This is a genomic window from Pseudomonas sp. MD330_10 (genome assembly GCF_042610415.1).
Taxonomy (GTDB): Bacteria; Pseudomonadota; Gammaproteobacteria; order Pseudomonadales; family Pseudomonadaceae; genus Aquipseudomonas; species Aquipseudomonas rhodesiae.
Genome location: NZ_JBHGZU010000006.1, coordinates 153,064 through 179,507, shown reverse-complemented (window position 1 = coordinate 179,507; position 26,444 = coordinate 153,064). Strand labels below are relative to the sequence as shown.

Genomic DNA, 26,444 nt, shown 5'->3' with positions numbered 1-26,444 from the left:
ACAACAATTACAAGGTCAGGAAGCCGTCGTAGAGTCCATAGGCCGCCACCAGGGCGCCAATGACTACCGCGGCGAAAATCAGCTTCTCGACGTTGGTGAAAATCGGTTTGCCCAGTTCATGCTTGGCCTTGGCGAACAGAATCGCGCCGGGTGCATAGAGCAGGGCGGACAGCAGCAGGTATTTGGTACCGCCGGCGTAGAGCAGCCAGATCGCGTAGATCAGCGCGATGGCACCGATAAACAGGTCTTTCTTGCGCTCGGCCAGGGCGTTTTCGTAAGTTTCGCCGCGCACCGCCAGCAGCAGGGCATAAGCGGCCGACCACAGGTAGGGCACCAGAATCATCGAGGTGGCGAGGTAGATCAGCGACAGGTAAGTACTGGCCGAGAACAAGGTGATGATCAAGAACAGTTGCACCATCGCGTTGGTCAGCCACAGGGCGTTGGCCGGTACGTGGTTGGCGTTTTCCTTGCGCAGGAACTCCGGCATGGTGTGGTCCTTGGCGGCGGCGAACATGATCTCCGCACACAACAGTACCCACGACAGCAATGCCCCCAGCAGCGAGATGATCAAGCCGACACTGATCAACACCGCGCCCCAGTGGCCCACCACGTGCTCCAGCACGGCAGCCATCGATGGGTTCTGCAACTTGGCCAGTTCCGGTTGGGTCATGATGCCCAGGGACAACACGTTGACCAGCATTAGGAACAGCAGCACGGTGATAAACCCGATCACTGTGGCCTTGCCCACATCGGTGCGTTTTTCCGCACGGGCCGAGAAGATGCTTGCGCCTTCGATGCCGATGAACACCCATACGGTGACCAGCATCATATTGCGCACTTGGTTCATCACGCTGCCCAGGTCCGGGTTTTTTACGCCCCAGATGTCAGCGGTGAAGATGTCCAGCTTGAACGCGAACAGGGCGATCAACACGAACAGCACCAGCGGCACCACCTTGGCGACGGTGGTCACCAGGTTGATGAACGCCGCTTCCTTGATGCCGCGCAGCACCAGAAAGTGCACGGCCCACAACAGCACCGAGGCGCCGATTACCGCAGCCGGGGTGTTGCCTTCGCCGAAGATCGGAAAGAAGTAACCGAGGGTGCTGAACAGCAGCACGAAGTAACCGACGTTGCCCAGCCACGCACTGATCCAGTAACCCCAGGCTGAGGAGAAACCCATGTAATCGCCGAAACCGGCCTTGGCGTAGGCGTACACACCGCCGTCAAGGTCGGGCTTGCGGTTGGCCAGGGTCTGGAACACGAACGCGAGGGTCAGCATGCCGATGGCCGTAATGACCCAACCGATCAATACCGCACCGACATCGGCGCTGGCGGCCATGTTTTGCGGTAATGAGAAAATGCCGCCGCCGATCATCGAGCCGACGACAAGTGCAACCAAGGCGCCTAATCGAAGTTTTCCGGGAGATTCAGACATTGCATAACTCCAATGCAGGAGAAGAGAGACCACAGAATAAATCCGTGCGCTAATCAAACAGCTGACTCAGATCACTTCATTGGCACATTCCATTGTGAATTAATGACTTAAAGGCAAACCGATGAACCTTGGCTTGCCCCGCAAAAGCGCTTTCTAGAGCGCTTTGTACGTGTGGTTAATCATTTGTTGCGATATATGAACGTTTGAAGCTAGACCGGATTCCTGAATGTGCAAACTTTTTCAGAGCCGCCTGCGAACTAGCGAGCAATACTTGGTGTGCCCAGTCGTATTTAAATTCTAAATAAGCCTAAACTCTATTAACTGTCATGCCTTTGCGTTATGAGCATGGCGGTTAAATTACGCTCGGTAATAGGCGCTACACTCGAACGATTAAATAAGTTGAGTGCACAGTTGTTGGCTCAAGTGGTTTCAGTCAGGAGTACTCATGTCTCAAACAACCCAGAAGCTTCGCCTCAGTGGCCTGATCGCTTTGGTGGTGGGGTCTATGATCGGTGGGGGGATTTTCTCGTTGCCCCAGAACATGGCCGCACGCGCCGAAGTCGGCGCCGTATTGATCGGTTGGGCGATCACTGCCGTAGGCATGCTGACTCTGGCTTTCGTATTCCAGACCCTGGCTAACCGTAAACCCGAGCTTGACTCCGGGGTGTATGCCTACGCCAAGGCCGGGTTTGGCGATTACATGGGCTTTTCGTCGGCCTGGGGTTACTGGATCAGTGCGTGGCTGGGCAACGTCGGTTACTTCGTGCTGCTGTTCAGCACCCTCGGTTACTTTTTCCCGGTCTTTGGCCAGGGCAATACCCCGGTGGCTATCGGCTGTGCCTCATTGTTGCTGTGGGCTGTGCATTTTCTGGTGCTGCGTGGGATCAAGGAGGCGGCGTTTATCAACCAGGTCACCACCGTCGCGAAAATCGTACCGCTGCTGATGTTTATCGTGATTGCCGCCGTGGCATTCAAGGCCGACGTGTTCACCCGGGATATCTGGGGCCTGGGCAACCCGCAGATCGGCGGGGTGGTGGAGCAGGTGCGCAACATGATGCTGGTCACCGTGTTTGTGTTTATCGGCATCGAAGGCGCCAGCGTGTATTCAGCGCGAGCCGAGAAGCGCTCAGACGTCGGCCGGGCCACGGTGATCGGCTTTCTCGGCGTGTTGGCGTTGCTGGTGCTGGTGAATGTGTTGTCCTTGGGGGTCATGAGCCGGCCGGAGTTGGCGGGGCTGCAAAACCCATCGCTGGCCGGCGTACTCGAGCGTATCGTCGGGCCGTGGGGGGCGCTGTTGATCAGCGTCGGGCTGGCGGTGTCGCTGCTCGGTGCGTTGCTGTCGTGGGCCTTGTTGTGCGCGGAAATTCTCTACGCCACCGCCCATGACAAGACCATGCCGGCCTTCCTGAAAAAGGAAAACGCCAACCAGGTGCCGGTCAACGCGCTGTGGCTGACCAATCTGATGATCCAGGCTTTTCTGGTGATCACGCTGTTTTCCCACAGCACCTACACCAAGCTGATCTACTTGGCGTCGTCGATGATTCTGGTGCCTTACCTGTGGTCGGCGGCGTATGCGGTGTTGTTGAGCGGGCGCGGCGAGACCTACGAAGGCGCCCACCGCCAGCGTCTCAAAGACTTGCTTATCGGCCTGGTCGCCCTCGGCTACGCGGTGTGGCTGCTGTACGCCGGCGGGTTGAAGTACTTGCTCTTATCGGCGCTGCTGTATGCGCCGGGTGTGATTCTGTTCGCCCTGGCCAAGCGCGAACAGGGCCTGCCGTTGTTCACCCATGTGGAAAAAGGCATTTTCAGCTGCGTGATTGCCGGCGCGGGGCTGGCGGCCTATGGGTTATACAGCGGGGTACTGTCATTGTGACAGTGAGCAGCGTGGCGCAGCCCTATCGGCATCTCAACAAGGGCAGACGATCACCACTGTGGCCGATGTGAACCCAGTTCTCCGGCCGGCAGATCCCACTGCAACGGTGTGCCGTTGATGCTGACGGGGGGCAGCAGCCGATGCGCCGGGCCCCAGGCGGTTTGTTCAACCAGCAGCCCTTGATCGTCAGGCTCCTCGGGCCTCAGCGCCGGTTGCTGCGGCGCCTGCCCGGCGTCTACCAACAGTTTCGCCGTGCGCGCCAGGGACAAGCGCGCCGATCCACCCCGGCCGGACTTCAAGCGTTCGCTCAAGGCTTGTAGCGCGCTGGCGGCCATCAGGTAACCGGTGGCATGGTCCAGCGCCTGCAAGGGAAGCGGCACCGGTTTGTCGGCCTGCTGCCAGGCCATGCCCGCCTCGGCGATGCCGCTGCTCATTTGCACCAGGCTGTCGAACCCTCTGCGGTTGCGCCATGGGCCGCTCCAGCCGTAGGCATTGAGGCTGACGTCGATCAGACCGGGGGCGATGCGTTGCAAGCCTTCGGCGTTATAGCCCAAGTGTTCAAGGGCGTCGGCGCGATAACCGTGGAACAGGAGGTCGGCGTCCTTGAGCAAGGCTTCGAACCGCTGCCGGCCTTCGTGGGTTTTCAAATCCAGCCGAGCGCAACGCTTGCCCAGGGTCATTTCCGGCACCACACCCGGCTCGTCCCAGGTCGGCGAGTCGATGCGCAGCACATCCGCGCCCAGCCCGGCCAGAAAACGACTGGCCACGGGGCCAGCCAGCACGCGGGTCAGGTCCAGCACCCTGAGCCCGGCCAGTGGCCGTGCCACCGAGCCAGTCCAGGGTTTATTGATGGTGGTTGTGAAGGTCTGGCGCTGCACGAGGGCCTCGGCATTCACTGCCAGGCCTTGGGGATGTTGCTGCCAGGCCGGCCAAGCACGCATCTGCGCGGCACAACCGCCGGCCTCCACAACCGCCTGTTCCAGATCGGCGGCCTTCCACGCCGCGACTTTGTTGGCCATCTCTGTGCGATCACGGACTTTACCCAGCACCTGCTCGGCGGCGGCGCGGTGATGGGGGGCGTTGGTGTGCAGGCGAATCCAGCCGTCGGCGCTGGCGTAGTCGCCGGCTACCGGGTCCCACAGCGGCGGCACTTGCCAGCCCAGCGGGCGGATCGAGGAGGAGAACCACCAGGACGCCAAACGTCGGTCCACGCTGACGGCGGGCAAGCGTTCGGTCTGTTGCCGGATCAGCTCAGCCACGGCCTGGCCGGCGGCGCCGATGCTGGCGCAGGCCAGATCGGTCACGGCAAAGGCCGAGGGCAGGGCGCCGGCACCCGTCAGAGGCAGCGGTGTTTGCGGCAGATCGAGTGCGGCTTGGATGGGAGTCAGCAGATCAGTCATCAAAGGCCCTCCTTTTTGAGAAGAGCCACTATAGAAGATCAGCCGGCGGGAGTGACAACCCCGGGTTGCAACGGCAGGTCGAGGCTGGCGATGAAACCGCCACTTGGATGGTTGGCCAGGCTTAGGCTGCCGCCGTGGCGTTCCGCTGCGCGCCGGGCAATCGCCAGGCCCAGGCCGTGACCTTGGGCGGTCTGGCCCGGCGCGCGGTAAAACGGCTCGCCCAGTTGGCTCAAGTGTTCGGCATCGACGCCGGGGCCGTGGTCGCGCACGCTGATCACAATGCGTTCACCCTGACGCTGGGCTTGCAACTCGATGGGCTGGCCCGGTGGGTTGAAGCGCTGGGCATTGCGCAGCAGGTTATCCACCGCCCGTTCGATCATGGTCGGCCAGCCCTTGAGGTGCAGGTCGGTGTCGGCGCTCAGGTGCACCACTTGGTCCGGCGCGCTGAGCTGGGCGTCTTTTTGCAAGGTTTTGAGCAAGGGGTTGAGGTCCACCTCCTCAGCGCTGGCGTTGTCGGCGTCAACGCGGGCCAGTACCAAGATCTCGCTGATCAGCGCCTCCAGACGGTCGCATTCGCGGGTCAGGCGTGGCCAGAGTCGTTCCCGTTCATCGGGGCTGGCGCGTTCGGCCAGGGCTAGAGCGATGCGCAGACGCGCCAGAGGCGAGCGCAGTTCGTGGGACACGTCGCGCAGCAACTGGCGCTGGCTGCCGATCAAGCTTTGCAGGCGGGCGCCCATGCGGTTGAAGTCGGTAGCCAGTACGCCGAACTCGTCACGCCGATTGGCCAGGCGCGCCAGACTGTTCTGCTGGTAGGTGGCCTGGCCCAGGTCATGCACTGCGCCGCGCAGGCGGCTGAGCGGGCGGGTGATGGACAAGGTGACGAACAGGCTGAACAGCGTCAGCACCACCAGGGCGATAGCCAGCGCGCTCAAGGGCCAGGCCAGGCTGCTGCGGTGCCAGGCATCGAGTTCCGGGTGGGGGATACGATAGATCAGCAGGTAGGTGTCGCCGGTTTTTTCGCTGGTGTATTCGGCGGTCAGCCGGCGCCAGGGCAGGTGGCTGTCCTTGTTGTCGTTCTGGCGCGCTTCAAACGCGGCCGCACGGCGTGGGAAGGTGCCGCGCACCACAGGTTCACCGCTTTCATTCAGCACTTGGACGTCAATGTGGTACTGACGCTTGCGCTGTTGCAGCAAGTCTTGAGCCGCGTCCTCGCCCTGGGCTTCGTAGAGTTGGGTCCACTCTTGAGCCAGGTTACTCAGGCCGGGATGGCGACTCAGAATCCACGCATCTTGATTGAGCATATGCCCCAGCAGGATCGACAAGCCGGCAACCAGGGCGATGGCTAGCCAGAAACTTGCCAGGATTCGCCAGAACAATGAACGCACAGGACACCCTCAAACAGGAAAAGCCCAGTGGCGTTGGCCACTGGGCTGGGGGATTAACGCGGACGCATTATTGCGCTTTTTGCGGCTGTTGGGCTTTCCACGCCTGGAACTGCTGCCACTCGGCACGACGCTCGGCTTGCTTCTTGACGATCTCGTCGTACTTCTTCTGCTGGTCCGGCTTAAGTACTGCGCGGATATCCGCCTGGGTTTTCTGGCGGCCGGCGGCGATTTCATCCTGCATGGCTTTCTGCTCGGCAGGCGGCAGTTTGTCCAGGTACTTTTTGACCAGATCCTTGCGAGCGTGCCATTGGTCGCCCATCAGTTTGCCGATCTGCTCGCGCTGTTCTTTGCTCAGGTCCAGTTGGCTGAACGGGCCGCCTTTGCCGCGCGGACCGTGTTCGCCGTGACCTGGGCCACCCATCATATGGCCTTCAGGGCCGCCCATTGGGCCTGGGGTCGGGCCTTCTGGCATGGCCATGGCGACGGTGGGCAGGGCTGCGGCGAACATCAAAGCGATAAGGGTCTTGCGCATGGTGATTCTCCTGTCTCTATTCCGGTGAGTCCGGATGTGAGTAGGTTACGCAGATCAAGGTCAGCGGCGGTCAGGTGTGAGTAAAGCTTCGGTAAAGAGGGTTTTGTCCGGCGCTGACAAAACCCGGCAGCCAGGTCAGAGGCTGTAGTAATAGCCACGACTACGCAGCGCCACGATCCGGGGCCGGCCATCGGGGTGGGGGCCGATCTTTTTGCGCAGGTTGCTGACGTGCATATCCAAGCTACGGTCGTATAGGGTCAGCTTGCGACCCAGGGCGATTTGCGCCAGTTCCTGTTTGTCCAGTGGCTCGCCGGGCTGACGCAGCAGGGCTTCGAGCAGGCGGCTTTCGGAGACAGTAAGGGCGAATTCCTGTTCATCGATGCTGACCACGCCGCGCACCGGGCTGAAACACAGGTCGCCCAGTTCGAGCTGGGTCGATACGGCCGTCGGGTGACTACGGCGCAGCACGGCGCGCAGGCGTGCGGTCAATTCCCGAGGATCGCAAGGTTTGGCCAGGTAATCGTCAGCGCCCAGCTCCAGGCCGAGGATGCGATCCAGCGGTTCGCCGCGCGCCGAGAGCATCAGCACGGGCAATTCCGGGTGGTCGGTGCGTAACTGCTTGAGTAACTCCAGGCCGCTGCCGTCGGGCAGCATCACGTCCAGCACCACGGCGGCGGGGGCGCTGTCGGCCAAGGCCTTGCGAGCACTCAGGCCATCGTGACAGGCACGCACCTGGAAACCTTCCTGGCTCAACCAACTGGTCAGCAGCTCGCAGAGCTCCTGGTCATCATCTATCAGTAACAGCTCGCTCATGACTCACTCAATTTAGCCATTGTCGACGGCGACGGTGCCCCCCGCTGGCGAAGATCCCACACAACAGGGCAATCAAAGCAACGGCGCCACCGGTGACGAACCACTGCTGTTGCTCAGTCAGCCATCGGGTCAAGCCGCCGCCCTGTGCGTCTTTGAGTTGCTGGGCCAGGCGTTGGTTCTCTTGGCGAAGGCGACTCAATTGGGCGCTCTCACGGGTCGCATCCGCGCTTTGCAGTTGCTTGCTCAGTTCTTCACGTTGCCGTTCGCTGTCTTTCAAGCGTTGCTGCAACTCGGTGATCTGGGCGCCGGCACTCAAGGACAGGGGCGTGGAGCTGCCGGTGTTCGAGGGTTCTTCAGCGTGGGCCGTAGCCCCGATCATTAACACTGCCAACAGACACAACTGACGTAAGCGCATCGGAACTCCTGATTCCACACGAATATTCAGAAGGTTGTCGGCAGGTTACCGGGAATAATGAGCCATTAGGAGTGTGCCGAACGCAATAGGTTCGGCACGCCTGCGGGTTAAGGCAGGACTTGCTTGAACGGTTTGATCACCACGTTGGCGTAGACGCCTGCTGCCACGTACGGATCGGCGTCGGCCCAGGCTTTGGCTTCAGCCAAAGATGGAAATTCGGCGACGATCAGGCTGCCGGTGAAACCAGCCTCGCCCGGGTCATCGCTCTCGACGGCAGGGTGCGGCCCGGCCAGCACGATGCGGCCTTCGGCCTGCAGCTGCTTGAGGCGTTCGACGTGCGCCGGGCGCACGGACATGCGCTTATCCAGGGAGTGGGCAACATCGGTGGCAATGATGGCGTAGAGCATGTCAGTCCTCGGTCTTCGGCGTGGTGGGGTCGGTGTCATGCAGGTGGCGCGACAGGTAGATACCTTGACCGATCAGGAACAACACGGTCATGCCCAGGCTACCGAACACTTTGAAGTCGACCCAGTAGTCTTGAAAGGTAAAGGCCACAAACAGGTTGGCGGCCCCGCAAAAGATAAAAAACGCGATCCACGCCACGTTCAAGCGGGTCCAGACCGGCTCCGGCAAAGTCAGCGCATGGCCCATGATCCGCTTGATCAACAGGCGATCACCGATGAAATGGCTACCGATGAAAGCCAGGGCGAACAGCCAGTTCACCACCGGGGCTTTCCATTTAAGGAAGGTTTCGCTATGGAAGGCCAGGGTCAGGCTGCCGAAGACCAGGCACGCGACCAGGGTCAGCCATTGGCTTTTTTCCAGTTTGCGCTGGGAGATGAAGAGGGCGCCATAGACCACCATAGAGCTGATGATCAGCACTGCGGTGGCGCTGTAGATGCCTCCGACGGTCAGCTCATGGCCGGCGATATCGATGACCCTGGGGTCGAGTTTGTAAACGATGAAAAACAGCAACAGCGGGATGAAGTCGATGAATTGTTTCACAGTAAGAGCCAGAAGCTGGATGTGTCGGCATAATAACAAACATCCTTGGTAGCGAAAGCGCCAGCTGACTTGAGGTTACAACCCCCCGTGAATGTTGATTTGCACTGCCACAGCACAGCCTCCGACGGCGCCCTGGCGCCCGCGGCACTGGTTGCGCGAGCGTTTGAACACGGCGTGCGAGTCCTGGCGTTGACCGACCACGACACCCTAGAAGGCCTGGACGAAGCCCGCGCGGCGGCCCAGGCCCTGGGCATGCAACTGGTCAACGGTGTGGAATTGTCCTGCACCTGGGGCGGCGCCACTATTCATGTGCTTGGCTACGGTTTCGACCAAAATGCCGCGCCGCTGGTCCGGGCCATCGCCGATTTGCACGATGGGCGTTGGCTGCGGTCCGAAGAAATAAGCCGCAAGCTTGGCCTTAAAGGCATGCCCAACGCCCTCGACGGCGCGCGGGCCATCCAGCAGGAGCTGGGCGACAGCGGCAACGCGCCGGCCCGTCCGCATTTTGCCGACTGGATGGTGCGCCAAGGGTTCGTGCGGGACCGTGCCGAAGCCTTTCGCAAATGGCTGGGCGCCGGCAAGCTGGGTGACGTCAAGCAACACTGGCCGAGCCTGGAGGACACCGTCGAGACCCTGCGGGCCTCCGGGGCCTGGGTCAGCCTGGCGCATCCCTGGCATTACGATTTCACCCGCAGCAAACGTCGCAAGCTGATCGGCGACTATATTGGAGCGGGAGGCCACGCTATCGAAGTGGTCAACGGGCATCAACCCGCCGAGCAGGTTGGCAGTCTGGCGATTCTTGCCCGCGAATTTGGTCTGCTGGTCAGTGCCGGCAGTGACTTTCATGGCCCAGGCGGCTGGTCCGAGATCGGTGAGTATCGTCCGGTCCCGGAAGATTTGCCGCTCTTGTGGGGGCGATTCAAGCATGACCCCATTATTGCCACCGTCTGAACAGGTAGAGCACGTGAGTCAATTCTTCCAGATTCATCCGGAAAACCCCCAGCCACGCCTGATTAAACAGGCCGTGGAGATTATTCGCGCCGGCGGCGTGGTGATCTACCCCACCGATTCGTCCTACGCCATCGGTTGTCAGATCGGCGATAAAGGCGCGGTCGAACGGGTCAGACGTTTGCGTCAGTTGGACGACAAACACAACTTTGCGCTGATCTGCAGCGACCTGTCCCAATTGGGGCTGTTCGCCAAGGTCGATACCGGCACCTTCCGCCTGCTCAAGGCCCACACGCCGGGGCCTTACACCTTTATTCTCAACGCCACCCGCGAAGTGCCGCGCCTGCTGCTGCACCCCAAGAAGCGCACCATCGGCCTGCGCGTGCCGGAGCATCCGATTGCCCTGGCGCTGTTGGCCGAGCTGGGTGAGCCCCTGATGAGTGTGTCGCTGATCATGCCCGGCGAGACCGAGCCGCTGGAAGATCCGTACGAGATGCGTCAGCTCTTGGAAAAACAGGTGGACCTGATCATCGACGGCGGTTTCGGCGGCGCCAAGGCGTCCACCGTGATCAATCTGGCCGATGGCGAGCCGGAAGTGATCCGCGTCGGTTGCGGCGACCCCGCGCCCTTTATGGCCGAGGCCTGAATGTCGGCTGTGGAATCCGTCGATCCCCAGGCAGGCGCCCAGCAGGAACTGCCGTTCGCGATGGTGTACGGCCAGGCGGTCATGGAAATGCCGCTGGACCTGTACATCCCGCCGGATGCGCTGGAAGTGTTCCTGGAAGCGTTCGAAGGCCCGCTGGACTTGCTGCTGTACCTGATCCGCAAACAGAACATCAATATCCTCGACATCCCCGTGGCGGAAATCACCCGCCAGTACATGGGCTATGTCGAGCTGATGCAGTCGGTGCGTCTGGAGCTGGCCGCCGAGTATCTGGTGATGGCGGCCATGCTTGCCGAGATCAAATCGCGCATGCTGTTGCCGCGCTCGGAGACGGTGGAGGCCGAAGAGGATGACCCGCGCGCCGAACTGATCCGACGCCTGCAGGAGTACGAGCGCTTCAAGGCCGCCGCCGAGGGCATCGACGGCTTGAGCCGCGTCGGTCGTGATGTGGTGGTGCCCAAGCTCGACGCCCCCGAGGCCCGCGCGCGCAAGTTGCTGCCGGACGTGAGCCTGGAAGAACTGCTTATGTCCATGGCCGAGGTGCTGCGCCGGGGCGATATGTTTGAAAGCCACCAGGTCAGCCGCGAAGCGCTGTCCACCCGCGAGCGCATGAGCGATGTGTTGGAGCGCCTCAAGGGCGGCGGGTTTGTGCCGTTTGTCGAGCTGTTTACCGCCGAAGAAGGGCGCCTGGGTGTGGTGGTGACGTTTATGGCGATCCTCGAACTGGTCAAGGAATCCTTGGTCGAGCTGGTCCAGAATGAGCCTTTTGCGGCTATCCACGTGCGGGCGCGAGCCGAATAAAGAGCTGACACCATGAATCTGACTGAACCTCGCGAACTGGCCCCCTTGCTGGAGGCTTTTCTTCTGGCCTCGGGCAAGCCGCAGTCCCTGGAGCGCCTGTTTGAGCTGTTTGAAGAGGCCGAGCGTCCCGAGCCGCCGGTGTTCAAGAAGGCCCTGGAGATCCTGCGTAAATCCTGCGACGGCCGTGCCTTTGAACTGCGCGAAGTAGCGTCGGGTTATCGCTTGCAGATCCGTGAGAAATTTTCCCCTTGGGTGGGGCGTTTGTGGGAAGAACGTCCGCAGCGCTATTCGCGGGCGATGCTGGAGACCATGGCATTGATTGCCTATCGCCAGCCGATCACCCGGGGCGAGATCGAGGATGTGCGTGGCGTGGCGGTCAACAGCCATATCGTCAAGACGCTGCTGGAGCGTGAGTGGATTCGCATCGTCGGCTACCGCGACGTGCCGGGCAAACCGGCGATGTTCGCCACCACCAAAGTGTTCCTCGACCACTTCAACCTGAAAAACCTCGATGACCTGCCGCCACTCGCCGAATTGCGCGAAATGGAGGCCGAACCGGTACTCGATTTCGACGACGCGCCGGTTCCGGCGGGGTTGCAGGAGCTGGCCGACGCCAGCGCCGAGCCGGAGGAGCCGAAGGACGAGACCAGTTTCCACACCCTGTTGCTGGAACTGGACGACATGGAGCAGGGCATCAAGACCGACTTCGATGACTTGCTGCGCGATGGTGAGGCCGAGCCCGAAGCCCCGGTCAGCGTGGAGGTCGAACCTGAACCTGAGGACGATATCCTCGGCGTTGCCGAAGCCCGCGAAAAACTCCTGGCCGCCGTCGCCGCCCTTGAACAACCGCCCTTGAGCGACGAAGAAGACGAAGCCCGGGCCCTGGCCGAAGCCATCGAGAACGAACGCCGCCAGTTCGAAGACTGACGCAGTCCAATGTAGGAGGGGGCTTGCCCCCTTCCACAAGGGTTCAGAGGTGCTTTGGGCATCACCGGTCGGCGGAAAAATCAATGACCTGGCGCTTATCGACTACTCTCTGATGCGCAACGCGCGCCATGCGCGTATGATTCGCGACCCTTTGCCGAGCTATTCGGCCAAAGCCCCGCTTTCAACACTCTTCAGGCCACGCCTGAATCGACCCACCGGGAGGTGCTTAAGATGAACGATAAAGACCAGAACGACAGCCAGGAAATCGGCCCAGCAGGCGAAAAGCTGCAAAAGGTGCTGGCGCGTATCGGCGTGGGCTCGCGCCGCGACGTCGAAGCCTGGATCACCCAGAAGCGCATCAAGGTCAATGGCGTGGAAGCCACCCTTGGCCAGCGCGTCGATCTGCATGATGCAATCACCATCGATGGCAAGGTCATCAAGCGCGAAGAGGCCGCCGAATCGGTGCGCCGCGTGATCATGTACAACAAGCCCGATGGCGAAATTTGCACCCGTGACGACCCGGAAGGCCGTCCGACCGTGTTCGACAAGATGCCTAAGCCGAAAGAAGGCCGCTGGATCAATATCGGTCGTCTCGACATCAACACCACCGGCCTGCTGATGTTCACCACCGACGGCGAGCTGGCCAACCGTCTGATGCACCCGTCCTACGAGATGGACCGCGAATACGCCGTGCGTGTACGTGGCGAAGTCGACGACGAGATGATCGAACGCCTCAAGGCCGGTGTGGTGCTGGAAGACGGCCCCGCCAAGTTCACCGACATCAAGCAGGCACCGGGTGGCGAAGGCTTCAACCACTGGTACCACTGCGTGGTGATGGAAGGCCGTAACCGCGAAGTGCGCCGTCTGTGGGAATCCCAGGGCCTGGTGGTCAGCCGCCTCAAGCGCGTGCGTTTCGGCCCGGTGTTCCTGAATTCCGACCTGCCGATGGGGCGCTGGCGCGAAATGAGCCAGTACGAAGTCGACATCCTCAGTGCCGAAGTGGGCCTGACCCCGGTGGCGATGCCGCAGATGAACGCCAAGAGCAAAGACAAGCTTGAGCGGATGCAGCGTAAATCGTCGCGCCCGGTAGCCCGTACCGAACGCGTTGCCCGCACCCTGCGCCCGGCCCTGAATGCACCTGCGACTGGCGGGCGTATCTCCCGCGAACCGCACATCGAAGGCGAGCGTCGCCCGACCGCGCCGTCGCGTCAGGAAGGCGAACGTGCGCCACGCGCTCCGCGACCTGCACCGACCGGTGGCCGCAGCAACCGGGGTGAAGCCGATCGCCCGGCCGACAGCGCCAGCACCAAGCGCCCAGCCAAGCCGGCGGCGAACAAACGCCCTGGCCCGAAACTGGTCGCGGACGAGCCATCGGGCAAGCGCCGTGGCGCTCCGGGCGGTTCCGGTCAGCGTCCAGGGTTTGGTCGCAAGAAGCCTTAAGAGCAGTGGTAAGTTTTTAGCTGCAAGCTGTAAGAAAAAGCGCTAGCCCTCACGGGTTGGCGCTTTTTTTTGTTTGTGGCTTGCAACTGGTAGCTGGCGCTAGAACGCAAACCTGCCATCGAACACGGGCTTGTCATCCAACGCCAACACCCCACTGGCAAAGATCAAGTCCAGGTGATGACTGCCTTTCTGCCCGCCCCCCAAGCCTAGATGCAAACCGCAATGGCGCTCCTCGAAGCCGGCATTGCGTGCGTATAAATCCTTGACCCCTTCATTGGTGCCGATGCCGAGTTCCTCCACACGGCGGTTGGACGGGTTGGCGTTGAGGTATTTGTTGAAGTCATCGGCCAGCCCCGGCACGTCGCTGGCCACGCTGCAGATGGTCGAATTCTCGATCCACAGCTCCAGCGGTGATTGCAGCACGCCGTATTTACGCGCGAAGGGGATGGTGCTGAGGAATGTGCCGACAAACCGCACCTGACCACTAATCGCTTCACTGTGGGTGGCGATCTCGCCGGGAGCCAGGTCGTGGTTGCCGACGCCGTTGATATTCGTCCACTTCTTGATGCTGCTCAGGGGCGCCTGAAGGCGTGAGCCGTGCTTGTCGGTGAAGCTCAGCACCGTGGCCTGGCCCATGCGTCGGATCAGCGTGGCGTTGAGGTCGGCGATGCGTTGTGGCTCGACGCTGAACGTATCGTAGAAATAGTCGCCGTAATCCTTGAACAGCAGGGACTTCTTCCAGTGTTCGGCCATCACCGCTTGCAGGGCGCGGATAAAGTCCGGGCCTTCGGCGCGTGGGTTGGGCAGCGTGGAGGAATCGTAGAGGAACAGGTACAGGTCGCAGGCTTCGATGGCCTGGGCCATGGCATCGCTGGCGGTCAGGTCCAGGCGCTGCACTTGGAAATTGAAGCGACCGGCGCTGCCTTGGGTAATGGCGCGGGCGATAGCGTCGTAGCGCTCGGTATGGCCCAGTAGCACGGTCGGGCAGCTCAGGCCGTTGAGGGCCGGATGATGAGCCAGGTAGTAGAGGAAATGTTCGACGGCGCGGGCCTTGTCCATGACGGATGTCCTTGTATGTCTTGGGTAAGGGAGCGGGCGCCGTGCACAGCACCCGCTGGATGCCTGTCGTGGGTTAGAAAGGCCACATCGCGGTGCCAAACGGCACAACGGCATCGGCTTGCATCATTTCTACGGCGGCCTCATGGGTCGGCGCTTCAAACCAATCGTCGAGTTGCAGTTCGGTTTCCAGGTCGTTTTCCAGTACTTGCATGGTGTATCTCCTAGAGGACGTTGTTTGAGAACGACTTGCCAGCGGTCTCGCTGGGCAAGTGGGAAACCTAGGTGAGGGGGTTTCAGAATGCAAAATTTTTATTGACACGGTCTCATTTGGATTTTTTGTTCTGATTTTTTGTGCGAATTTTTTTCCGAGGAAATTCAAGACACTGGGGATGGCCATCATGAAGGAAATTTCTGAGCGTCAATTTTCCCGTGAGTTACAGCTGTAACGAGGATTTTCCGCGCTGTAACGATTAATTTACGCCTTGTTCGCGACATTATTGAGTTATCCGGTGCTGTAAGGAATGCCTGACAGATCGTCGCACGCCCGCTGCAATGGCCGCCCCAGGCTGTCGAGCGGTGTACAATGCGCGCGTTTTACTGTGACCCCCCTTTGCGTACCTGCGCAAAAGGCCAAAACCTGGGATTAACCACCCCGATCACTCCGCCCGGCCACGAGCCGGACGGGTTCGATTTCGTCACAGATAAAAACAAACAGGTGACGCATGACCCTTAGAAAGACGCTGTATTCCTGGTGCCTGCGCTGGGGTTTGAGCGGCGCTGCTTGAGCAGAGATTCAAGACAGCAACGTGCATTCAACATCATCAAACCTTGCGTGAGACCCTTTCCATGAGTGGACCCGATTCCTCTTCAGGCGAACTGAAACGTGGCCTGAAAAACCGTCATATCCAGTTGATCGCCCTCGGTGGCGCCATCGGCACCGGCTTGTTCCTGGGCTCGGCCGGCGTGCTCAAGTCCGCCGGCCCGTCGATGATCCTGGGTTATGCCATCTGCGGCTTCATTGCCTTCATGATCATGCGCCAGCTTGGCGAAATGATCGTTGAAGAGCCGGTTGCCGGTTCCTTCAGTCATTTTGCCCACAAGTACTGGGGCGGTTTCGCCGGCTTCCTGTCGGGCTGGAACTGTTGGATTCTGTACATTCTGGTGGGCATGTCGGAGCTGACGGCTGTCGGCAAGTACGTGCACTACTGGTGGCCGGAGATCCCGACCTGGGTCTCTGCGGCGGCCTTCTTCGTGCTGATCAATGTGATCAACCTGGCCAACGTCAAAGTGTTCGGCGAAGCCGAGTTCTGGTTTGCCATCATCAAAGTGGTGGCGATTGTCGGCATGATTGCCCTGGGCAGCTACTTGCTGGTCAGCGGCAGCGGCGGTCCGCAGGCGTCGGTGAGCAACCTGTGGGACCACGGCGGCTTCTTCCCCCATGGCGTCGGCGGCTTGGTGATGGCCATGGCGATCATCATGTTCTCGTTTGGCGGCCTGGAAATGCTCGGTTTTACCGCTGCCGAAGCCGATCAGCCGCGCACCGTGATCCCCAAGGCGATCAATCAGGTGATCTACCGCATCCTGATTTTCTACATCGGCGCCCTGGTGGTGCTGTTGTCGCTGACGCCCTGGGACAGCCTATTGACGACCCTCAACGCGTCCGGCGATGCCTACAGCGGCAGCCCGTTCGTGCAGGTGTTCTCGATGCTGGGCAGCAACACCGCGGCACACATCCTCAACTTCGTGGTGTTGACGGCGGCGCTGTCGGTGTACAACAGCGGCACGTACTGCAACAGCCGCATGCTGCTGGGCATGGCCGAACAGGGCGATGCCCCGCGGGCGCTGGCCAAGATCGATAAGCGCGGCGTGCCGGTACGTTCGATCCTCGCCTCGGCGGCGATCACCCTGGTGGCGGTGCTGATGAACTACTTGATTCCGCAGCACGCGTTGGAACTGTTGATGTCGTTGGTGGTGGCCACGCTGGTGATCAACTGGGCGATGATCAGCTTTTCCCACTTCAAATTCCGCCAACACATGAACCGCACCGGCCAGGTGCCGTTGTTCAAGGCGCTGTGGTACCCGTACGGTAATTACATCTGCCTGGCGTTCGTGGTGTTTATCCTGGTGGTCATGCTGATGATTCCGGGCATCCAGGTGTCGGTGTATGCGATCCCGGTGTGGGTGGCATTTATGGCCGTGTGTTATTGGATCAAGAACAAACGCAGTGCGCAGCAGCGTCTGGACTTGGTCGCGTCTGCGCTGAAGTAAGGATTTTCGGCAGTCGAGCAAACCCGGCCATGCGCCGGGTTTGTCGTTTTAGGGCATAGGCTGAGCGCATTCGCGTATCCTTGGCCGCCCCCAGAGGAACCTATTGCCCATGCTGGTGATTTCCAACAACGTCCACCTGCCCGATGCCGAAATCGAGTTGACTGCCATCCGCGCCCAGGGTGCTGGCGGGCAGAACGTCAATAAGGTGTCGAGCGCGGTGCACCTGCGATTCGATATCCCTGCGTCGTCGCTGCCGGAGTTCTACAAAGAGCGGCTGCTGGCGCTGCGTGACAGTCGCATCACCAGCGACGGTGTGCTGGTGCTCAAGGCTCAGTCGTATCGGACCCAAGAGCAGAATCGCGCCGATGCGCTGGCGCGGCTGGTGGAATTGATCCAGAGCGCCACCAAGGTGGAGAAGAAGCGTCGCCCGACCAAGCCGACCCTGGGTTCGAAGAAGCGTCGCCTGGAATCCAAGACCAAGCGCGGCAGCATCAAGGCCGGGCGCGGCAAGGTCGATTTCTAGGCGTCGCGTGCTTCGCGGGCTTTGGGCGCCTGACGGTACAAGTACAGGCTTAGCAGCAAGCCACCGAGGGCGGCGAGGGCGGCGAACAGAAAGATCGAGGCAAAGCCGAAGCCCGCCGCCACGGCGCCGGCCAGCGGGCCGGTGACGCCCAATGATAAGTCGATGAACAACGAATAAGCCCCCACCGCCGAGCCACGGCTGGAGGCCGGCACCAGGTTGACCGCCTCCACCCCCAGCGCCGGAAACACCAGGGAAAACCCGAAGCCGCTCAACGCCGCGCCCGCCAGGGCCAGGTTGGCGTCCGGGGCCAGCCACAGCAACAGCAGGCCGAGGATCTCCACCGACAGGCAGGCGATTGCTACGCGAAAGCCGCCGATGCGGTTGATCAGGTTGCCAAACAACAGGCGCGCCCCGATAAAGCTGGCACCGAACAGGCTCAAGGCCCACACCGCGTTATCCCAGTGCTGGGTGGTGTAATACAACGTGATGAACGTGGCGATAGTGCCAAAGCCGATAGAGCCCAGGGCCAGCGCGCAGCCGTGAGGCAGCACGCGCCCCAACACATTCATAAATGGCAGGCGCACACCGCTCACAATCGGCGCCGCGACTTTGTTCCACGCCAGCAACAGCCCCACGGCGGCCAGCAGGATGATGCTCACCCCCATGCTCCACAGCCCCAGATGGCTGACCAGCAGCACCCCCAACGGCGCGCCGACGGCCAGCGCGCCATAGCTGGCGATACCGTTCCACGAGATGACTTTGGCGGTGTTGGCCGCGCCTACGCGGCCGATGCCCCAACCGATGGCGCCCGAACCCACCAGGCTCTCAGCGCTGCCCAGCACTAGGCGGCCGATCAGCAGGCTACCCAGGCTCAGCGCCGGCAGGCTGGAAAACCACGCCGCCAGTAGCATGAACACACCGCTCAGGCCGCAGCCCGTCAGGCCGATCAGCACGGCGCGCTTGCTGCCCAGGTTATCGATGATGCGCCCGGCGTACGGGCGGCTCAGCAATGTGGCCAGGTATTGCACGCTGATCACCAGCCCGGCGATCACCGCGCCAAACCCCAGTTCGCTGTGCACATAGCCTGGCAATACGGCCAGGGGAATGCCGATATTCAGGTAACCGATAAAGGTGAATAAGACGATGGAAACAACTTGCAGCGTGACCGCCATGGGGCGCTGGGTATCGGGCATGGGAAGGGTCCACATTCGCAGCAGGTAAAGATAGGCTGCTAATGATACCGGTGGTTTGGCCCGCGCAGGGCGGCAATCCACAAAAAGCTCAGTTCAAAAAGCTCACGCTTGGGCAGGGCTCAGCAATTGCGTGGTCACCAGAGCGGCCAGGGCGTTTTCCTGGGTGCCGAAACGCTTGAGCAGCATGGCTTGCTTATCGGCGCTCAGGCGATTCCACACCTCGACCATCTGCAAGGCCGCATCGAGGATGGCTGTGTCCGGGTTGTCGGGGAGGGTGTCGGTCATAGGAAAATCTCTTGGTTTCAGGCAGTGTGGAAAGCGCTCGATGGTGCGCTTTCCACACGGTCTGGTACGGCGTCAGTCGTGGCGTTCGCTGTCGACTGGTTTGGCTTCTTTGGCCTCAGGCTGCTTGTCGCTGGCCTGTTGCGGGGTTGGCTGCTCAGTTTCGTGCAGGCTTGGGAAGGGGAGATTAGGGATCTCGTGCATTGTCGTCGCTCCTCGCAAAGTCTGTTTTTTTCAATCGCAGGTGATTCCGCGCTTTCAAAAAGCTTTCGCAGGATACAGCACTGTAAATGACAAAAAGATTTTTATATCCACATGACCTAGAACGGCACCTTGCCCAGAATCATGTCGCGGTACATCACAAAATCCCCCAGCAGGCTGTAGAACGGGTGCTGAAACGTCGCCGGACGGTTCTTTTCGAAGAAGAAGTGGCCAACCCAGGCAAACCCGTAGCCGGCGATCGGCACCGCCAGCAGCAAGCCAAGTGAACCTCGGCCAATGGCATACGCCAGGATGGCGATCACCAGCGTGGTGCCGATAAAGTGCAGGCGGCGACAGGTGCTGTTTCCGTGTTCCTGCAAGTAGTACGGGTAGAACTCGGCGAAGCTGCTGAATCGCTTGGTATTTTCCACGGTGACCGGCCCTTTGATTGTTATGCCGCCCAACAGATGTTCGGCGGGGAGCTTATTTGAGTCTAGAGTGATCACTGGTAACAGCCAGTGACAATAGATGCCACTTTAGTATCCTTGCCTTCCTGGCTGGCGTTGAGCCTGCTTAATTAAGAAGACGCCATGAGCGAACGAACAACTTCTGCAAGCTGGGCGATGGGGATAGTCAAGGCATTGGAAATGGACGGCCTCGATTGCCAAGCCCTGTTCAAGCAACTGGGTTTGGACTACGCCGCCTTGAGCGATCCCGACGCGCGCTTCCCACAGGATTCCATGACCCGGCTGTGGCAGCGCGCGGTTGAGCTGTCAGGCAACCCGGCGATTGGCTTGAACATGGGCAAAGTGGTGCGCCCGGCGTCGTTCCATGTGGCTGGCTATGCGCTGATGTCCAGCAACACCCTGGCCGAAGGCTTTATGCGGCTGGTGCGCTATCAGCGCATCATTGCCGAAAGTGCCGACTTGAGTTTCCGCCTGTTACCCGAAGGCTATGCGCTGATTCTGACGGTGCATGGCGACCATCTGCCTCCAACCCGACAAAGCGCCGAAGCCTCCCTGGCCTGTGCGCTGGCGCTATGCGGCTGGTTGACCGGGCGAACCCTGCATCCGCGCAAAGTCCTGTTACAAGGCGAACCACCGCTGGACCTGGCGCCCTACAAGCAGGCGTTCCATGCGCCGCTGGAATTCAATGCGCCCTATGACGCGTTGATCTTCGAGCGTGCCGATATGGACACACCGCTGCCCACGGCCAATGAAGCCATGGCGCTGCTGCATGATCGCTTTGCCGGCGAATACCTGGCGCGCTTCTCGGAAAGCCGTGTGACCCACAAGGCGCGTCAGGTGCTCTGCCGCTTGCTGCCGCAGGGCGAGCCCAAGCGCGAGGTCGTGGCCCGGACGCTGCACCTGTCCCAACGCACCTTGCAACGGCGTTTGCAGGAAGAGGGCACCAGTTTCCAAACTTTGCTCGACGACACGCGGCGCGAATTGGCTGAGCAGTACCTGGCGCAGCCGAGCATGACCTTGCTGGAAATTGCCTACCTGTTGGGGTTCGCCGACCCGAGTAATTTCTTTCGCGCGTTTCGTCGTTGGTTCGATGCCACGCCCGGCGAGTACCGGGCGCGGTTGCAGGACGCGTCGACGGTCAGTGACGCCAGAACGCCGGGATACACAGAACAAAGACTGTGATGATCTCCAGTCGGCCCAGCAGCATGCCCAGGGACAGAATCCACTTGGCCGCGTCCGGCAGGCTGGCGAAGTTGCCGGCCGGGCCAATGGTCTCTCCCAGGCCCGGGCCGACGCCGGACACGGTGCTGGCGGCGCCGGTCAGGGCGGTCATCCAGTCCAGGCCCAGCAGCGACAGGGCCAGGGCGATGGCGCAGATGGTGATGGCGAAGAAAAACGAAAAGGTCAGGATCGAGCGCACGATCTCTTCGTCGAGGCGGTGGCCGTTGTACTTCTGCTTGATCACCGCGCGTGGGTGAATCAATTGGTTCAAGTTGGCCTTGAGCAGGATATAGGCGACCTGAAAGCGAAAAATCTTGATCCCGCCCGCCGTGGAGCCCGAACAGCCGCCGATAAACCCCAGGTAGAAGAACAGCATCAGTGAGAAATTGCCCCACAAGCTGTAGTCCCCCAGCGCAAAACCGGTGGTGGTCACTACCGATGTGACGTTCAGCGCGACGTGGCGCAGCGCCTCCAGCCAGTGCAGATTGGTGGTCCACCAATACCAGGTGCCGAGCACCAGCCAGGTCACCAGCAGCAAGCCAAGCAGACCTTGCACCTGCTGATCCTTGATCAATGCCCGACGGTTGCCGCGCAATGTGGCGACGTACAGGGTGAACGGCAGGCTGCCGAGGATCATCACCACCACCGCCACCCAGTGCACCGCCGGTTGCTCCCAGTGGGCCAGGGACTGATCGGAGGTGGAGAAACCACCGGTGGAAATCGCCGACATCGCATGGTTGATCGCGTCGAACAGGCCCATACCGGCCCACCAGAACGCCAGGCTGCCGAGGATGGTGATGCCCACATACGCGGCTACGATCAGCCGCGCCACCATGTGCGAGCGCGGCATGACCTTTTCCGAACGGTCCGAGGATTCGGTCTGGAACAGACGCATGCCACCAATGCGCAGCAGCGGCAGGATCGCTACCGCCATGCCGATAAACCCGATGCCCCCCAGCCAGTGCAGCAGCGAGCGCCACATCAGGATGCCCGGCGACATACTGTCCAGACCGCTCAGCACCGTGGACCCGGTGGCGGTGATGCCGGACATGCTTTCGAAAAACGAGTCGGTATAACTGATGTGCTGGGTCAGCAGAAACGGCAACGCGGCGAACACACACACCACCAGCCAACTGCTGACGGTGAGCAGGTACATGTCCCGCGGGCGCAGGTGCACCTGCTCGGGGCGACCGGGGATAACCAGCGCCAGGCCGGCGACAAACGTGATCAGGCTGGCCCATAAAAAGGAGGGCAGGTCGCTGGTGCGTTCGAAAATGACCAGAGTGGCCATGGGCACGACCATGGCGATCGCAAGGGTGATCAGGAAGATGCCGATGATGAATCCGATGATGCGCAGGGTCGGCAACGCCATGAAGTTCGCTCGAGATAGGGCAGAGGCGCCATTCTACCTGGGGTGCAGGGCATGTAAACCTGCGTAGCCGGGAACGCCGTGACTCAAATGTGGGAGCGGGCATGAACCCCGATGGCGGTGGGTCAGCCGATACCGCCCTCACTGAAACACTGCCATCGGGGGCAAGCGCCCTCTCACATGGTTTTGTGTGGCTATAAAAAAGGCGACCCGAAGGTCGCCTCTTTCAACTCGGCACTGATCAGAACTCGTGATCGGCGCTATCCGGGTTCAGGTCGCTGATGCCCAGCTTACCCGCTGCGGCTTCGATCGACCCGGTTTGCTTGACCAGGGCGGCGATGGCGTCGCGCACGATCTGGTTACCGGCGTCGTTACCGGCGGCGATCAATTGGTCATAGTGCTCGCCCTTGTTGGCGTGGTCGACCATGACCTGGATCTTCGCTTCGGTGGTCGCCAGGTCCGCTTTCAACGCGGTATCGGCAGCCGGGTCGGCCTTGGCCACCAGGGAGGACAGGCTGGCGCCGGTCATCTTGGTGCCGTCCACACGGGTGTACTCGCCCAGATAGACGTTACGGATGCCCTTGGCGTCATAGAAGTGCGAGTTGTGGGTGTTGTCGCTGAAGCAGTCCTGCTCGTCTTCCGGCGAGTTGGCTTCCAGGGATACTTTCATCCGCTCGCCAGCCAGTTCGCCCAGGGACAGGCTGCCCATGCCGAACAGCATTTTGCGCAGGCCGTCGGTGGCCGGTTCTGCTTCCAGCGTGGCGCGGTAGTTGTCTTCGACGTTGGGTTTCCAGTTGCCGACCATTTCTTCCAGATCGCTGACCAGCAATTGGGTGACCGCGCTCAGGTAGGCACGGCGACGCTCGTTGTGGCCGCCGGTAGCACCGGCGCCGGTCAGGTAGTCCGAGGCCGGGCGGTTGCCAGCGCCTGGGCCGGTGCCGTTGAGGTCCTGGCCCCACAGCAGAAATTCGATGGCGTGGTAGCCGGTGGCCACGTTGGCCTCGGAACCGCCCAGCTCATTTAGGCTGGCGAGTTTTTCCGGGGTGATGTCTTTCACATCGACCTTGTCTTCGCCAACCTGAACCTGGGTGTTGGCGATGATGTTGGCGGTGGCGCCGGGGTTACCCAAGGCGTGCTCGTAGGACTTGTCGACGTAGTCGATCAGGCCTTCGTCCAGGGGCCATGCGTTCACCTGGCCTTCCCAGTCGTCGATGATGGTGTTGCCGAAACGGAACACTTCGCTCTGCAAGTACGGTACGCGCGCGGCGATCCAGGCGGTGCGCGCGGCTTTCAAGGTTTCATCGTTGGGCTTGGCGAGGAACGCGTCGATGGCGGTCTGCAGGGTTTTTGCGGTGGATTCGGCATCGCTGTACACCGCGAACACCATGTCGGCGTAGTGCGCGACCACGGCCTTGGCGGCGGCTTCGTCGACTTTTCCGACAGGGGCGGGCGCCGCTGGCGCGGCAGTGCTGGCCGCCGGGGTCGGCGCCTGGGGCGCGGCGGCTTTGTCTTTACCTTCGCCGCAGCCGGCGAGAGAAATGGCAATGGCCAGCAGACTGGCGGTGGCCAGGGGCATACGAATCATGGCGAACATCCTGCTTCGGTTGTTGAGAGGGCGCGCGGGAGCCGCGCAAAACTGCAACATAATGCGAAAGATTTGCATTTTGTGTAAAGGGTTATACGCGGGAAATATTCAGTATCGTTTCGCCAGGTCAAAGAATGGCCGCGTTATTGCGCTCGACTTGCTTCAAAAAAACCGCCAACTCCCGTGCTGGTAAGGGTTTGCTGTAGTAGTAACCCTGACCCTCGTGGCAGCCCTCGGCGATGATATAAGCCTCCTGCTCTGCGGTTTCCACCCCCTCGGCGATCACCTGCATGCCCAGGCTCTTACCCAGTTGAATGATCGCCCGCACGATGGTGGCATCGTCATCATCGTCCAGCAGGTCCTGGACGAAGCTCTTGTCGATCTTGATCTTGTCCAGCGGCAGGCTTTTGAGATAACTCAGGGAGGAATAACCGGTGCCGAAGTCATCGATAGCGATCAGGGCACCGGAACGGCGCAGGCTCAGCAGGTGCTGGGCGGCAGTGCTGATGTCTTCCATCAGGCCGGTTTCGGTGACCTCCAGCTCAAGGCTGCGTGGCGGCAGGCGGTAGATTTGCATCAGATTGTTGACCACCCGTGGCAGCTCGGCGTGGTGCAGCTGCACCGTCGAGAGGTTGACCGCCATGCGCAGTTGGGTGAAGCCCTGGTCATGCCATTCGCGTAATTGCCGGCAGGCATGATCCAGCACCCATTCGCCAATGGGAATAATGGTGCCGTTCTGCTCGGCCAGGGGGATGAACAGGTCCGGCGGTACCAGCCCGTGCTCGGGGTGCTGCCAGCGCAGCAAGGCTTCGACGCCGACCACACGTTGTTCGCGATAGCTGACCTGCGGCTGATACACCAAGTGAAACTGCTCGCGGCTCAGGGCGTCGCGCAGGTCTTTTTCCAGCTCGCGGCGCCGGCGCATTTCGCTGTCGACGCTGGCGATATAGAACTGGTAACGGTTGCGTGAACGGCTCTTGGCCAGGGTCATGGTCTGTTCGGCTTTTTGGAGCAACTTCTCCGTGCTGTCGCCATCTTCAGGGAACAGAGTGATACCGATGGTGGCGCGCAGACGGATTTGTTCGTGCTCGAAGGCAAATTCCGCTTCGAGGTCATCCAGGATACTTTGCGCCAGTTCGGCGGCCTCGTAGGGCTGGTCGATATCGGCCTGCACCAGGGCGAACTGATCGCCCCCCAGGCGGGCCAGGGCGCCGAGCCGGCCGCTGTGGGCGCGCAGGCGGTCGGCCAGGGCCAGGAGCAATTTGTCGCCGGCCTGGTAAGTGAACTGCTCATTGACGCTTTTAAAATCGTCCAGCCCCACACACAGCACCGCGACACGGCGCTGACGACGGCCGGCGTCGATCAGGATTTTGTCCAACTGCTCCTGCAGTTTCTGGCGGTTCGGCAGGCCGGTGAGAAAGTCATACTGAGCCATGCGCAGCAGGCTGGATTCGGCTTCGTGGCGCAGGTGGGTGTTGCGTTCGATGGATTCGAGCAACTGATTGGCGGTATTGATCCACAACCCCAGTTCGTTGCGTTCGTGGCCCTTGAGCTGTGGGATTTTGTGTTCGCTGGGACGGTCCGGGTTGACGGATGTGAGGTGCTCGATAATCCGCGACAGCGGTTTGGTCAGCAACCAGTGATAGACCAGATACAGCACCAGCCCCATGGCCAATGCGCGCAGCACCCCGGAAATGAAAATAATCACCGAATTGACGATAAATCCCTCACCGTAGGTGGCGGTGTCGAGGGTAATGCTCAGATCACCGTAGTACTCGCTGTAAGGGCCCTTGCCCACCAGGGGCGTGGTGAAGGTGCGTTCCTGGCCAAGAATGAGGTCGGTCAGCCAGCGGCTTGGGGCGTGCTGCAACGCGCGGCTTTTTTCCGCCAACATGGTTTCGTTGGGATGGCCGATGGAGGCCATGCGCACCGCGTCGTCCTGAAACAGCCCCTCGATTACCTGCATGCCCATCTCGCGGTCCAGGCTATACACGGCCTGCGTAGAGGGATCGCGAAACATATCGAGGATACGCTGGGCATCGCTGGCCACGGCCTGGCGCGTCTTGTAGGCGTCATACACGATCTGCGCCACGCTCAGCGCCACGCCCACGACCAACGCCGACAGCAGCACAACCCGTAGCAACTTCACCGACAAGCTGTTCTTGAGTTCCAGCTTCAAAGGGGCATTCCTTGTCTCATGCGGGTGGCCTTCAATATGCCATGAGTATTGGCAATCTGGTGATGGCAGTCAAAGGGACATTAGGGGCTGAGATAAATTGAGGGTTTTGCTGGATGAAAGAGCAGCGGCGACAACTTATGTCGGGACTTTCAGAAGCGGGCAAAGGGGCAGCACATGCGCCGCAGACCGGGCGGGAGAAGGCGGAGGAGATCCGCCTTCCAGTTCGACGATTTTCTTAATAATTAATCTTGCTCTCTGGCTGGGGGGCTTCCCCGCCGATCTTGGCGCCCTGAGAGGCCATGTCTGCGAGTTTGTTCGCCAACTCCATACCGCTATTTGCAAGGTCCAGGCCCTTGTCGAGCAGGCCCATTCCGATGGGAAGTGCGCCCAAGATCGCTGAAATAGGGTCCATCGTCATTCTCCACATTGATTGAGGAGGTTCATTCCTCCTGATGTCTA

At 60.9% G+C, this 26,444-nt stretch carries 27 protein-coding genes; 9 read left to right on the top strand and 18 right to left on the bottom strand.

All coding sequences use genetic code 11. The annotated features are described in order from the left end of the window. Positions 1–7: 7 nt before the first annotated feature. On the bottom strand, positions 8–1,435 hold the full coding sequence (gene arcD, locus ACFZPT_RS12025; RefSeq protein WP_034100127.1) for an arginine-ornithine antiporter: 1,428 nt from the start codon (positions 1,433–1,435) through the stop codon (positions 8–10). 445 nt (positions 1,436–1,880) lie between these two features. Here arcD (ACFZPT_RS12025) and arcD (ACFZPT_RS12020) point away from each other — a divergent pair, with 445 nt between their 5' ends. Then, positions 1,881–3,308 (top strand): arginine-ornithine antiporter, encoded by a 1,428-nt coding sequence (arcD, locus tag ACFZPT_RS12020; RefSeq protein WP_034100125.1) that lies wholly within the window; start codon positions 1,881–1,883, stop codon positions 3,306–3,308. A gap of 50 nt (positions 3,309–3,358) precedes the next feature. Here arcD (ACFZPT_RS12020) and ACFZPT_RS12015 read toward each other — a convergent pair whose 3' ends face one another. From ACFZPT_RS12015 to ACFZPT_RS11985, 7 genes are all read right to left on the bottom strand, one after another. Continuing rightward, positions 3,359–4,708, bottom strand: coding sequence for a CoA transferase (locus tag ACFZPT_RS12015; protein WP_034100124.1), 1,350 nt, complete (start codon positions 4,706–4,708; stop codon positions 3,359–3,361). 38 nt (positions 4,709–4,746) lie between these two features. Further along, positions 4,747–6,093: a HAMP domain-containing sensor histidine kinase gene (locus ACFZPT_RS12010; RefSeq protein ID WP_034100122.1), complete on the bottom strand. Its 1,347-nt coding sequence runs from the start codon at positions 6,091–6,093 to the stop codon at positions 4,747–4,749. 67 nt (positions 6,094–6,160) lie between these two features. Continuing rightward, positions 6,161–6,625, bottom strand: a complete 465-nt coding sequence (locus tag ACFZPT_RS12005; RefSeq protein WP_034100120.1) for an LTXXQ domain protein — start codon at positions 6,623–6,625, stop codon at positions 6,161–6,163. A gap of 135 nt (positions 6,626–6,760) precedes the next feature. Then, positions 6,761–7,438 (bottom strand): response regulator transcription factor, encoded by a 678-nt coding sequence (locus ACFZPT_RS12000; protein WP_034100118.1) that lies wholly within the window; start codon positions 7,436–7,438, stop codon positions 6,761–6,763. Between the two features lie 7 nt (positions 7,439–7,445). Then, a complete protein-coding gene (locus ACFZPT_RS11995; protein ID WP_034100116.1) occupies positions 7,446–7,853 on the bottom strand; it encodes a translation initiation factor 2 in 408 nt (135 codons plus the stop codon). A gap of 107 nt (positions 7,854–7,960) precedes the next feature. Next, positions 7,961–8,260, bottom strand: a complete 300-nt coding sequence (locus ACFZPT_RS11990) for a YciI family protein (RefSeq protein WP_034100114.1) — start codon at positions 8,258–8,260, stop codon at positions 7,961–7,963. A gap of 1 nt (position 8,261) precedes the next feature. Beyond that, a complete protein-coding gene (locus ACFZPT_RS11985) occupies positions 8,262–8,858 on the bottom strand; it encodes a septation protein A (protein ID WP_034114973.1) in 597 nt (198 codons plus the stop codon). An 87-nt stretch (positions 8,859–8,945) separates the two neighbouring features. On the opposite strand from ACFZPT_RS11985, the gene ACFZPT_RS11980 reads away from it, so the two are divergent. The 5 genes from ACFZPT_RS11980 to rluB all read left to right on the top strand — a co-directional run bounded on the left by ACFZPT_RS11980 (position 8,946) and on the right by rluB (position 13,638). Further along, on the top strand, positions 8,946–9,809 hold the full coding sequence (locus ACFZPT_RS11980; protein ID WP_034114972.1) for a PHP domain-containing protein: 864 nt from the start codon (positions 8,946–8,948) through the stop codon (positions 9,807–9,809). A gap of 13 nt (positions 9,810–9,822) precedes the next feature. Continuing rightward, positions 9,823–10,452, top strand: coding sequence for an L-threonylcarbamoyladenylate synthase (locus ACFZPT_RS11975; RefSeq protein ID WP_034100108.1), 630 nt, complete (start codon positions 9,823–9,825; stop codon positions 10,450–10,452). 120 nt (positions 10,453–10,572) lie between these two features. Next, complete coding sequence (locus ACFZPT_RS11970) at positions 10,573–11,271, top strand: ScpA family protein (RefSeq protein WP_164365898.1); 699 nt, start codon at positions 10,573–10,575, stop codon at positions 11,269–11,271. A 12-nt stretch (positions 11,272–11,283) separates the two neighbouring features. After that, on the top strand, positions 11,284–12,198 hold the full coding sequence (scpB, locus tag ACFZPT_RS11965) for an SMC-Scp complex subunit ScpB (RefSeq protein WP_034114971.1): 915 nt from the start codon (positions 11,284–11,286) through the stop codon (positions 12,196–12,198). Between the two features lie 231 nt (positions 12,199–12,429). Beyond that, positions 12,430–13,638, top strand: a complete 1,209-nt coding sequence (gene rluB, locus ACFZPT_RS11960; RefSeq protein WP_034100103.1) for a 23S rRNA pseudouridine(2605) synthase RluB — start codon at positions 12,430–12,432, stop codon at positions 13,636–13,638. Between the two features lie 99 nt (positions 13,639–13,737). Here the strand turns inward: rluB and ACFZPT_RS11955 are convergent, their stop codons facing one another. Beyond that, positions 13,738–14,697 (bottom strand): hypothetical protein, encoded by a 960-nt coding sequence (locus ACFZPT_RS11955; protein WP_034100101.1) that lies wholly within the window; start codon positions 14,695–14,697, stop codon positions 13,738–13,740. A 73-nt stretch (positions 14,698–14,770) separates the two neighbouring features. Then, the gene (locus tag ACFZPT_RS11950; protein ID WP_034100099.1) at positions 14,771–14,908 is read right to left on the bottom strand and encodes a hypothetical protein; all 138 of its coding nucleotides are present in this window, start codon (positions 14,906–14,908) and stop codon (positions 14,771–14,773) included. A 635-nt stretch (positions 14,909–15,543) separates the two neighbouring features. On the opposite strand from ACFZPT_RS11950, the gene ACFZPT_RS11945 reads away from it, so the two are divergent. After that, positions 15,544–16,965 carry an amino acid permease gene (locus ACFZPT_RS11945; RefSeq protein WP_034100097.1) on the top strand — a complete coding sequence of 474 codons (1,422 nt, stop codon included), beginning with the start codon at positions 15,544–15,546 and terminating at the stop codon, positions 16,963–16,965. A gap of 109 nt (positions 16,966–17,074) precedes the next feature. Further along, on the top strand, positions 17,075–17,488 hold the full coding sequence (gene arfB / locus ACFZPT_RS11940; protein ID WP_034114970.1) for an alternative ribosome rescue aminoacyl-tRNA hydrolase ArfB: 414 nt from the start codon (positions 17,075–17,077) through the stop codon (positions 17,486–17,488). On the opposite strand, the gene ACFZPT_RS11935 is transcribed toward arfB, so the two are convergent. The 4 genes from ACFZPT_RS11935 to ACFZPT_RS11920 form a co-directional block, all read right to left on the bottom strand. Continuing rightward, positions 17,485–18,681, bottom strand: a complete 1,197-nt coding sequence (locus tag ACFZPT_RS11935) for an MFS transporter (protein WP_034114969.1) — start codon at positions 18,679–18,681, stop codon at positions 17,485–17,487. The genes arfB and ACFZPT_RS11935 overlap by 4 nt on opposite strands. A 102-nt stretch (positions 18,682–18,783) precedes the next feature. Continuing rightward, positions 18,784–18,966 (bottom strand): hypothetical protein, encoded by a 183-nt coding sequence (locus ACFZPT_RS11930; protein ID WP_034100091.1) that lies wholly within the window; start codon positions 18,964–18,966, stop codon positions 18,784–18,786. A 72-nt stretch (positions 18,967–19,038) separates the two neighbouring features. Next, positions 19,039–19,167 carry a hypothetical protein gene (locus ACFZPT_RS11925; RefSeq protein WP_256203855.1) on the bottom strand — a complete coding sequence of 43 codons (129 nt, stop codon included), beginning with the start codon at positions 19,165–19,167 and terminating at the stop codon, positions 19,039–19,041. Positions 19,168–19,283: 116 nt separating this feature from the next. Further along, the gene (locus tag ACFZPT_RS11920; RefSeq protein WP_034100605.1) at positions 19,284–19,595 is read right to left on the bottom strand and encodes a DUF962 domain-containing protein; all 312 of its coding nucleotides are present in this window, start codon (positions 19,593–19,595) and stop codon (positions 19,284–19,286) included. Positions 19,596–19,754: 159 nt separating this feature from the next. On the opposite strand from ACFZPT_RS11920, the gene ACFZPT_RS11915 reads away from it, so the two are divergent. Further along, positions 19,755–20,813 (top strand): AraC family transcriptional regulator, encoded by a 1,059-nt coding sequence (locus tag ACFZPT_RS11915; protein ID WP_034100089.1) that lies wholly within the window; start codon positions 19,755–19,757, stop codon positions 20,811–20,813. On the opposite strand, the gene ACFZPT_RS11910 is transcribed toward ACFZPT_RS11915, so the two are convergent. The 4 genes from ACFZPT_RS11910 to ACFZPT_RS11895 all read right to left on the bottom strand — a co-directional run bounded on the left by ACFZPT_RS11910 (position 20,770) and on the right by ACFZPT_RS11895 (position 26,397). Further along, positions 20,770–22,224 (bottom strand): TrkH family potassium uptake protein, encoded by a 1,455-nt coding sequence (locus ACFZPT_RS11910; RefSeq protein ID WP_034100087.1) that lies wholly within the window; start codon positions 22,222–22,224, stop codon positions 20,770–20,772. The genes ACFZPT_RS11915 and ACFZPT_RS11910 overlap by 44 nt on opposite strands. 238 nt (positions 22,225–22,462) lie before the next feature. Next, positions 22,463–23,806 (bottom strand): imelysin family protein, encoded by a 1,344-nt coding sequence (locus ACFZPT_RS11905; RefSeq protein ID WP_034114968.1) that lies wholly within the window; start codon positions 23,804–23,806, stop codon positions 22,463–22,465. A 127-nt stretch (positions 23,807–23,933) separates the two neighbouring features. Beyond that, positions 23,934–25,985: a bifunctional diguanylate cyclase/phosphodiesterase gene (locus ACFZPT_RS11900; RefSeq protein WP_034100084.1), complete on the bottom strand. Its 2,052-nt coding sequence runs from the start codon at positions 25,983–25,985 to the stop codon at positions 23,934–23,936. A 235-nt stretch (positions 25,986–26,220) separates the two neighbouring features. Further along, positions 26,221–26,397 carry a hypothetical protein gene (locus ACFZPT_RS11895; RefSeq protein WP_158231144.1) on the bottom strand — a complete coding sequence of 59 codons (177 nt, stop codon included), beginning with the start codon at positions 26,395–26,397 and terminating at the stop codon, positions 26,221–26,223. Between the last annotated feature and the right edge of the window lie 47 nt (positions 26,398–26,444).

What these genes read in the sequence shown, in the direction of transcription:
- ACFZPT_RS12000 (WP_034100118.1), bottom strand. Translation starts at nt 7,438, where the DNA reads ATGAGCGAGCTGTTACTGATAGATGATGACCAGGAGCTCTGCGAGCTG.
- ACFZPT_RS12015 (WP_034100124.1), bottom strand. Translation starts at nt 4,708, where the DNA reads ATGACTGATCTGCTGACTCCCATCCAAGCCGCACTCGATCTGCCGCAA.
- ACFZPT_RS11930 (WP_034100091.1), bottom strand. Translation starts at nt 18,966, where the DNA reads ATGACCGACACCCTCCCCGACAACCCGGACACAGCCATCCTCGATGCG.
- ACFZPT_RS11945 (WP_034100097.1), top strand. Translation starts at nt 15,544, where the DNA reads ATGAGTGGACCCGATTCCTCTTCAGGCGAACTGAAACGTGGCCTGAAA.
- arfB (WP_034114970.1), top strand. Translation starts at nt 17,075, where the DNA reads ATGCTGGTGATTTCCAACAACGTCCACCTGCCCGATGCCGAAATCGAG.
- ACFZPT_RS11990 (WP_034100114.1), bottom strand. Translation starts at nt 8,260, where the DNA reads ATGCTCTACGCCATCATTGCCACCGATGTTGCCCACTCCCTGGATAAG.
- ACFZPT_RS11925 (WP_256203855.1), bottom strand. Translation starts at nt 19,167, where the DNA reads ATGCACGAGATCCCTAATCTCCCCTTCCCAAGCCTGCACGAAACTGAG.
- ACFZPT_RS11910 (WP_034100087.1), bottom strand. Translation starts at nt 22,224, where the DNA reads ATGGCGTTGCCGACCCTGCGCATCATCGGATTCATCATCGGCATCTTC.
- ACFZPT_RS11895 (WP_158231144.1), bottom strand. Translation starts at nt 26,397, where the DNA reads ATGGACCCTATTTCAGCGATCTTGGGCGCACTTCCCATCGGAATGGGC.
- arcD (WP_034100125.1), top strand. Translation starts at nt 1,881, where the DNA reads ATGTCTCAAACAACCCAGAAGCTTCGCCTCAGTGGCCTGATCGCTTTG.
- ACFZPT_RS11915 (WP_034100089.1), top strand. Translation starts at nt 19,755, where the DNA reads ATGAGCGAACGAACAACTTCTGCAAGCTGGGCGATGGGGATAGTCAAG.
- ACFZPT_RS11950 (WP_034100099.1), bottom strand. Translation starts at nt 14,908, where the DNA reads ATGCAAGTACTGGAAAACGACCTGGAAACCGAACTGCAACTCGACGAT.
- ACFZPT_RS11955 (WP_034100101.1), bottom strand. Translation starts at nt 14,697, where the DNA reads ATGGACAAGGCCCGCGCCGTCGAACATTTCCTCTACTACCTGGCTCAT.
- scpB (WP_034114971.1), top strand. Translation starts at nt 11,284, where the DNA reads ATGAATCTGACTGAACCTCGCGAACTGGCCCCCTTGCTGGAGGCTTTT.
- rluB (WP_034100103.1), top strand. Translation starts at nt 12,430, where the DNA reads ATGAACGATAAAGACCAGAACGACAGCCAGGAAATCGGCCCAGCAGGC.
- ACFZPT_RS12005 (WP_034100120.1), bottom strand. Translation starts at nt 6,625, where the DNA reads ATGCGCAAGACCCTTATCGCTTTGATGTTCGCCGCAGCCCTGCCCACC.
- ACFZPT_RS11995 (WP_034100116.1), bottom strand. Translation starts at nt 7,853, where the DNA reads ATGCGCTTACGTCAGTTGTGTCTGTTGGCAGTGTTAATGATCGGGGCT.
- ACFZPT_RS11905 (WP_034114968.1), bottom strand. Translation starts at nt 23,806, where the DNA reads ATGATTCGTATGCCCCTGGCCACCGCCAGTCTGCTGGCCATTGCCATT.
- arcD (WP_034100127.1), bottom strand. Translation starts at nt 1,435, where the DNA reads ATGTCTGAATCTCCCGGAAAACTTCGATTAGGCGCCTTGGTTGCACTT.
- ACFZPT_RS11935 (WP_034114969.1), bottom strand. Translation starts at nt 18,681, where the DNA reads ATGCCCGATACCCAGCGCCCCATGGCGGTCACGCTGCAAGTTGTTTCC.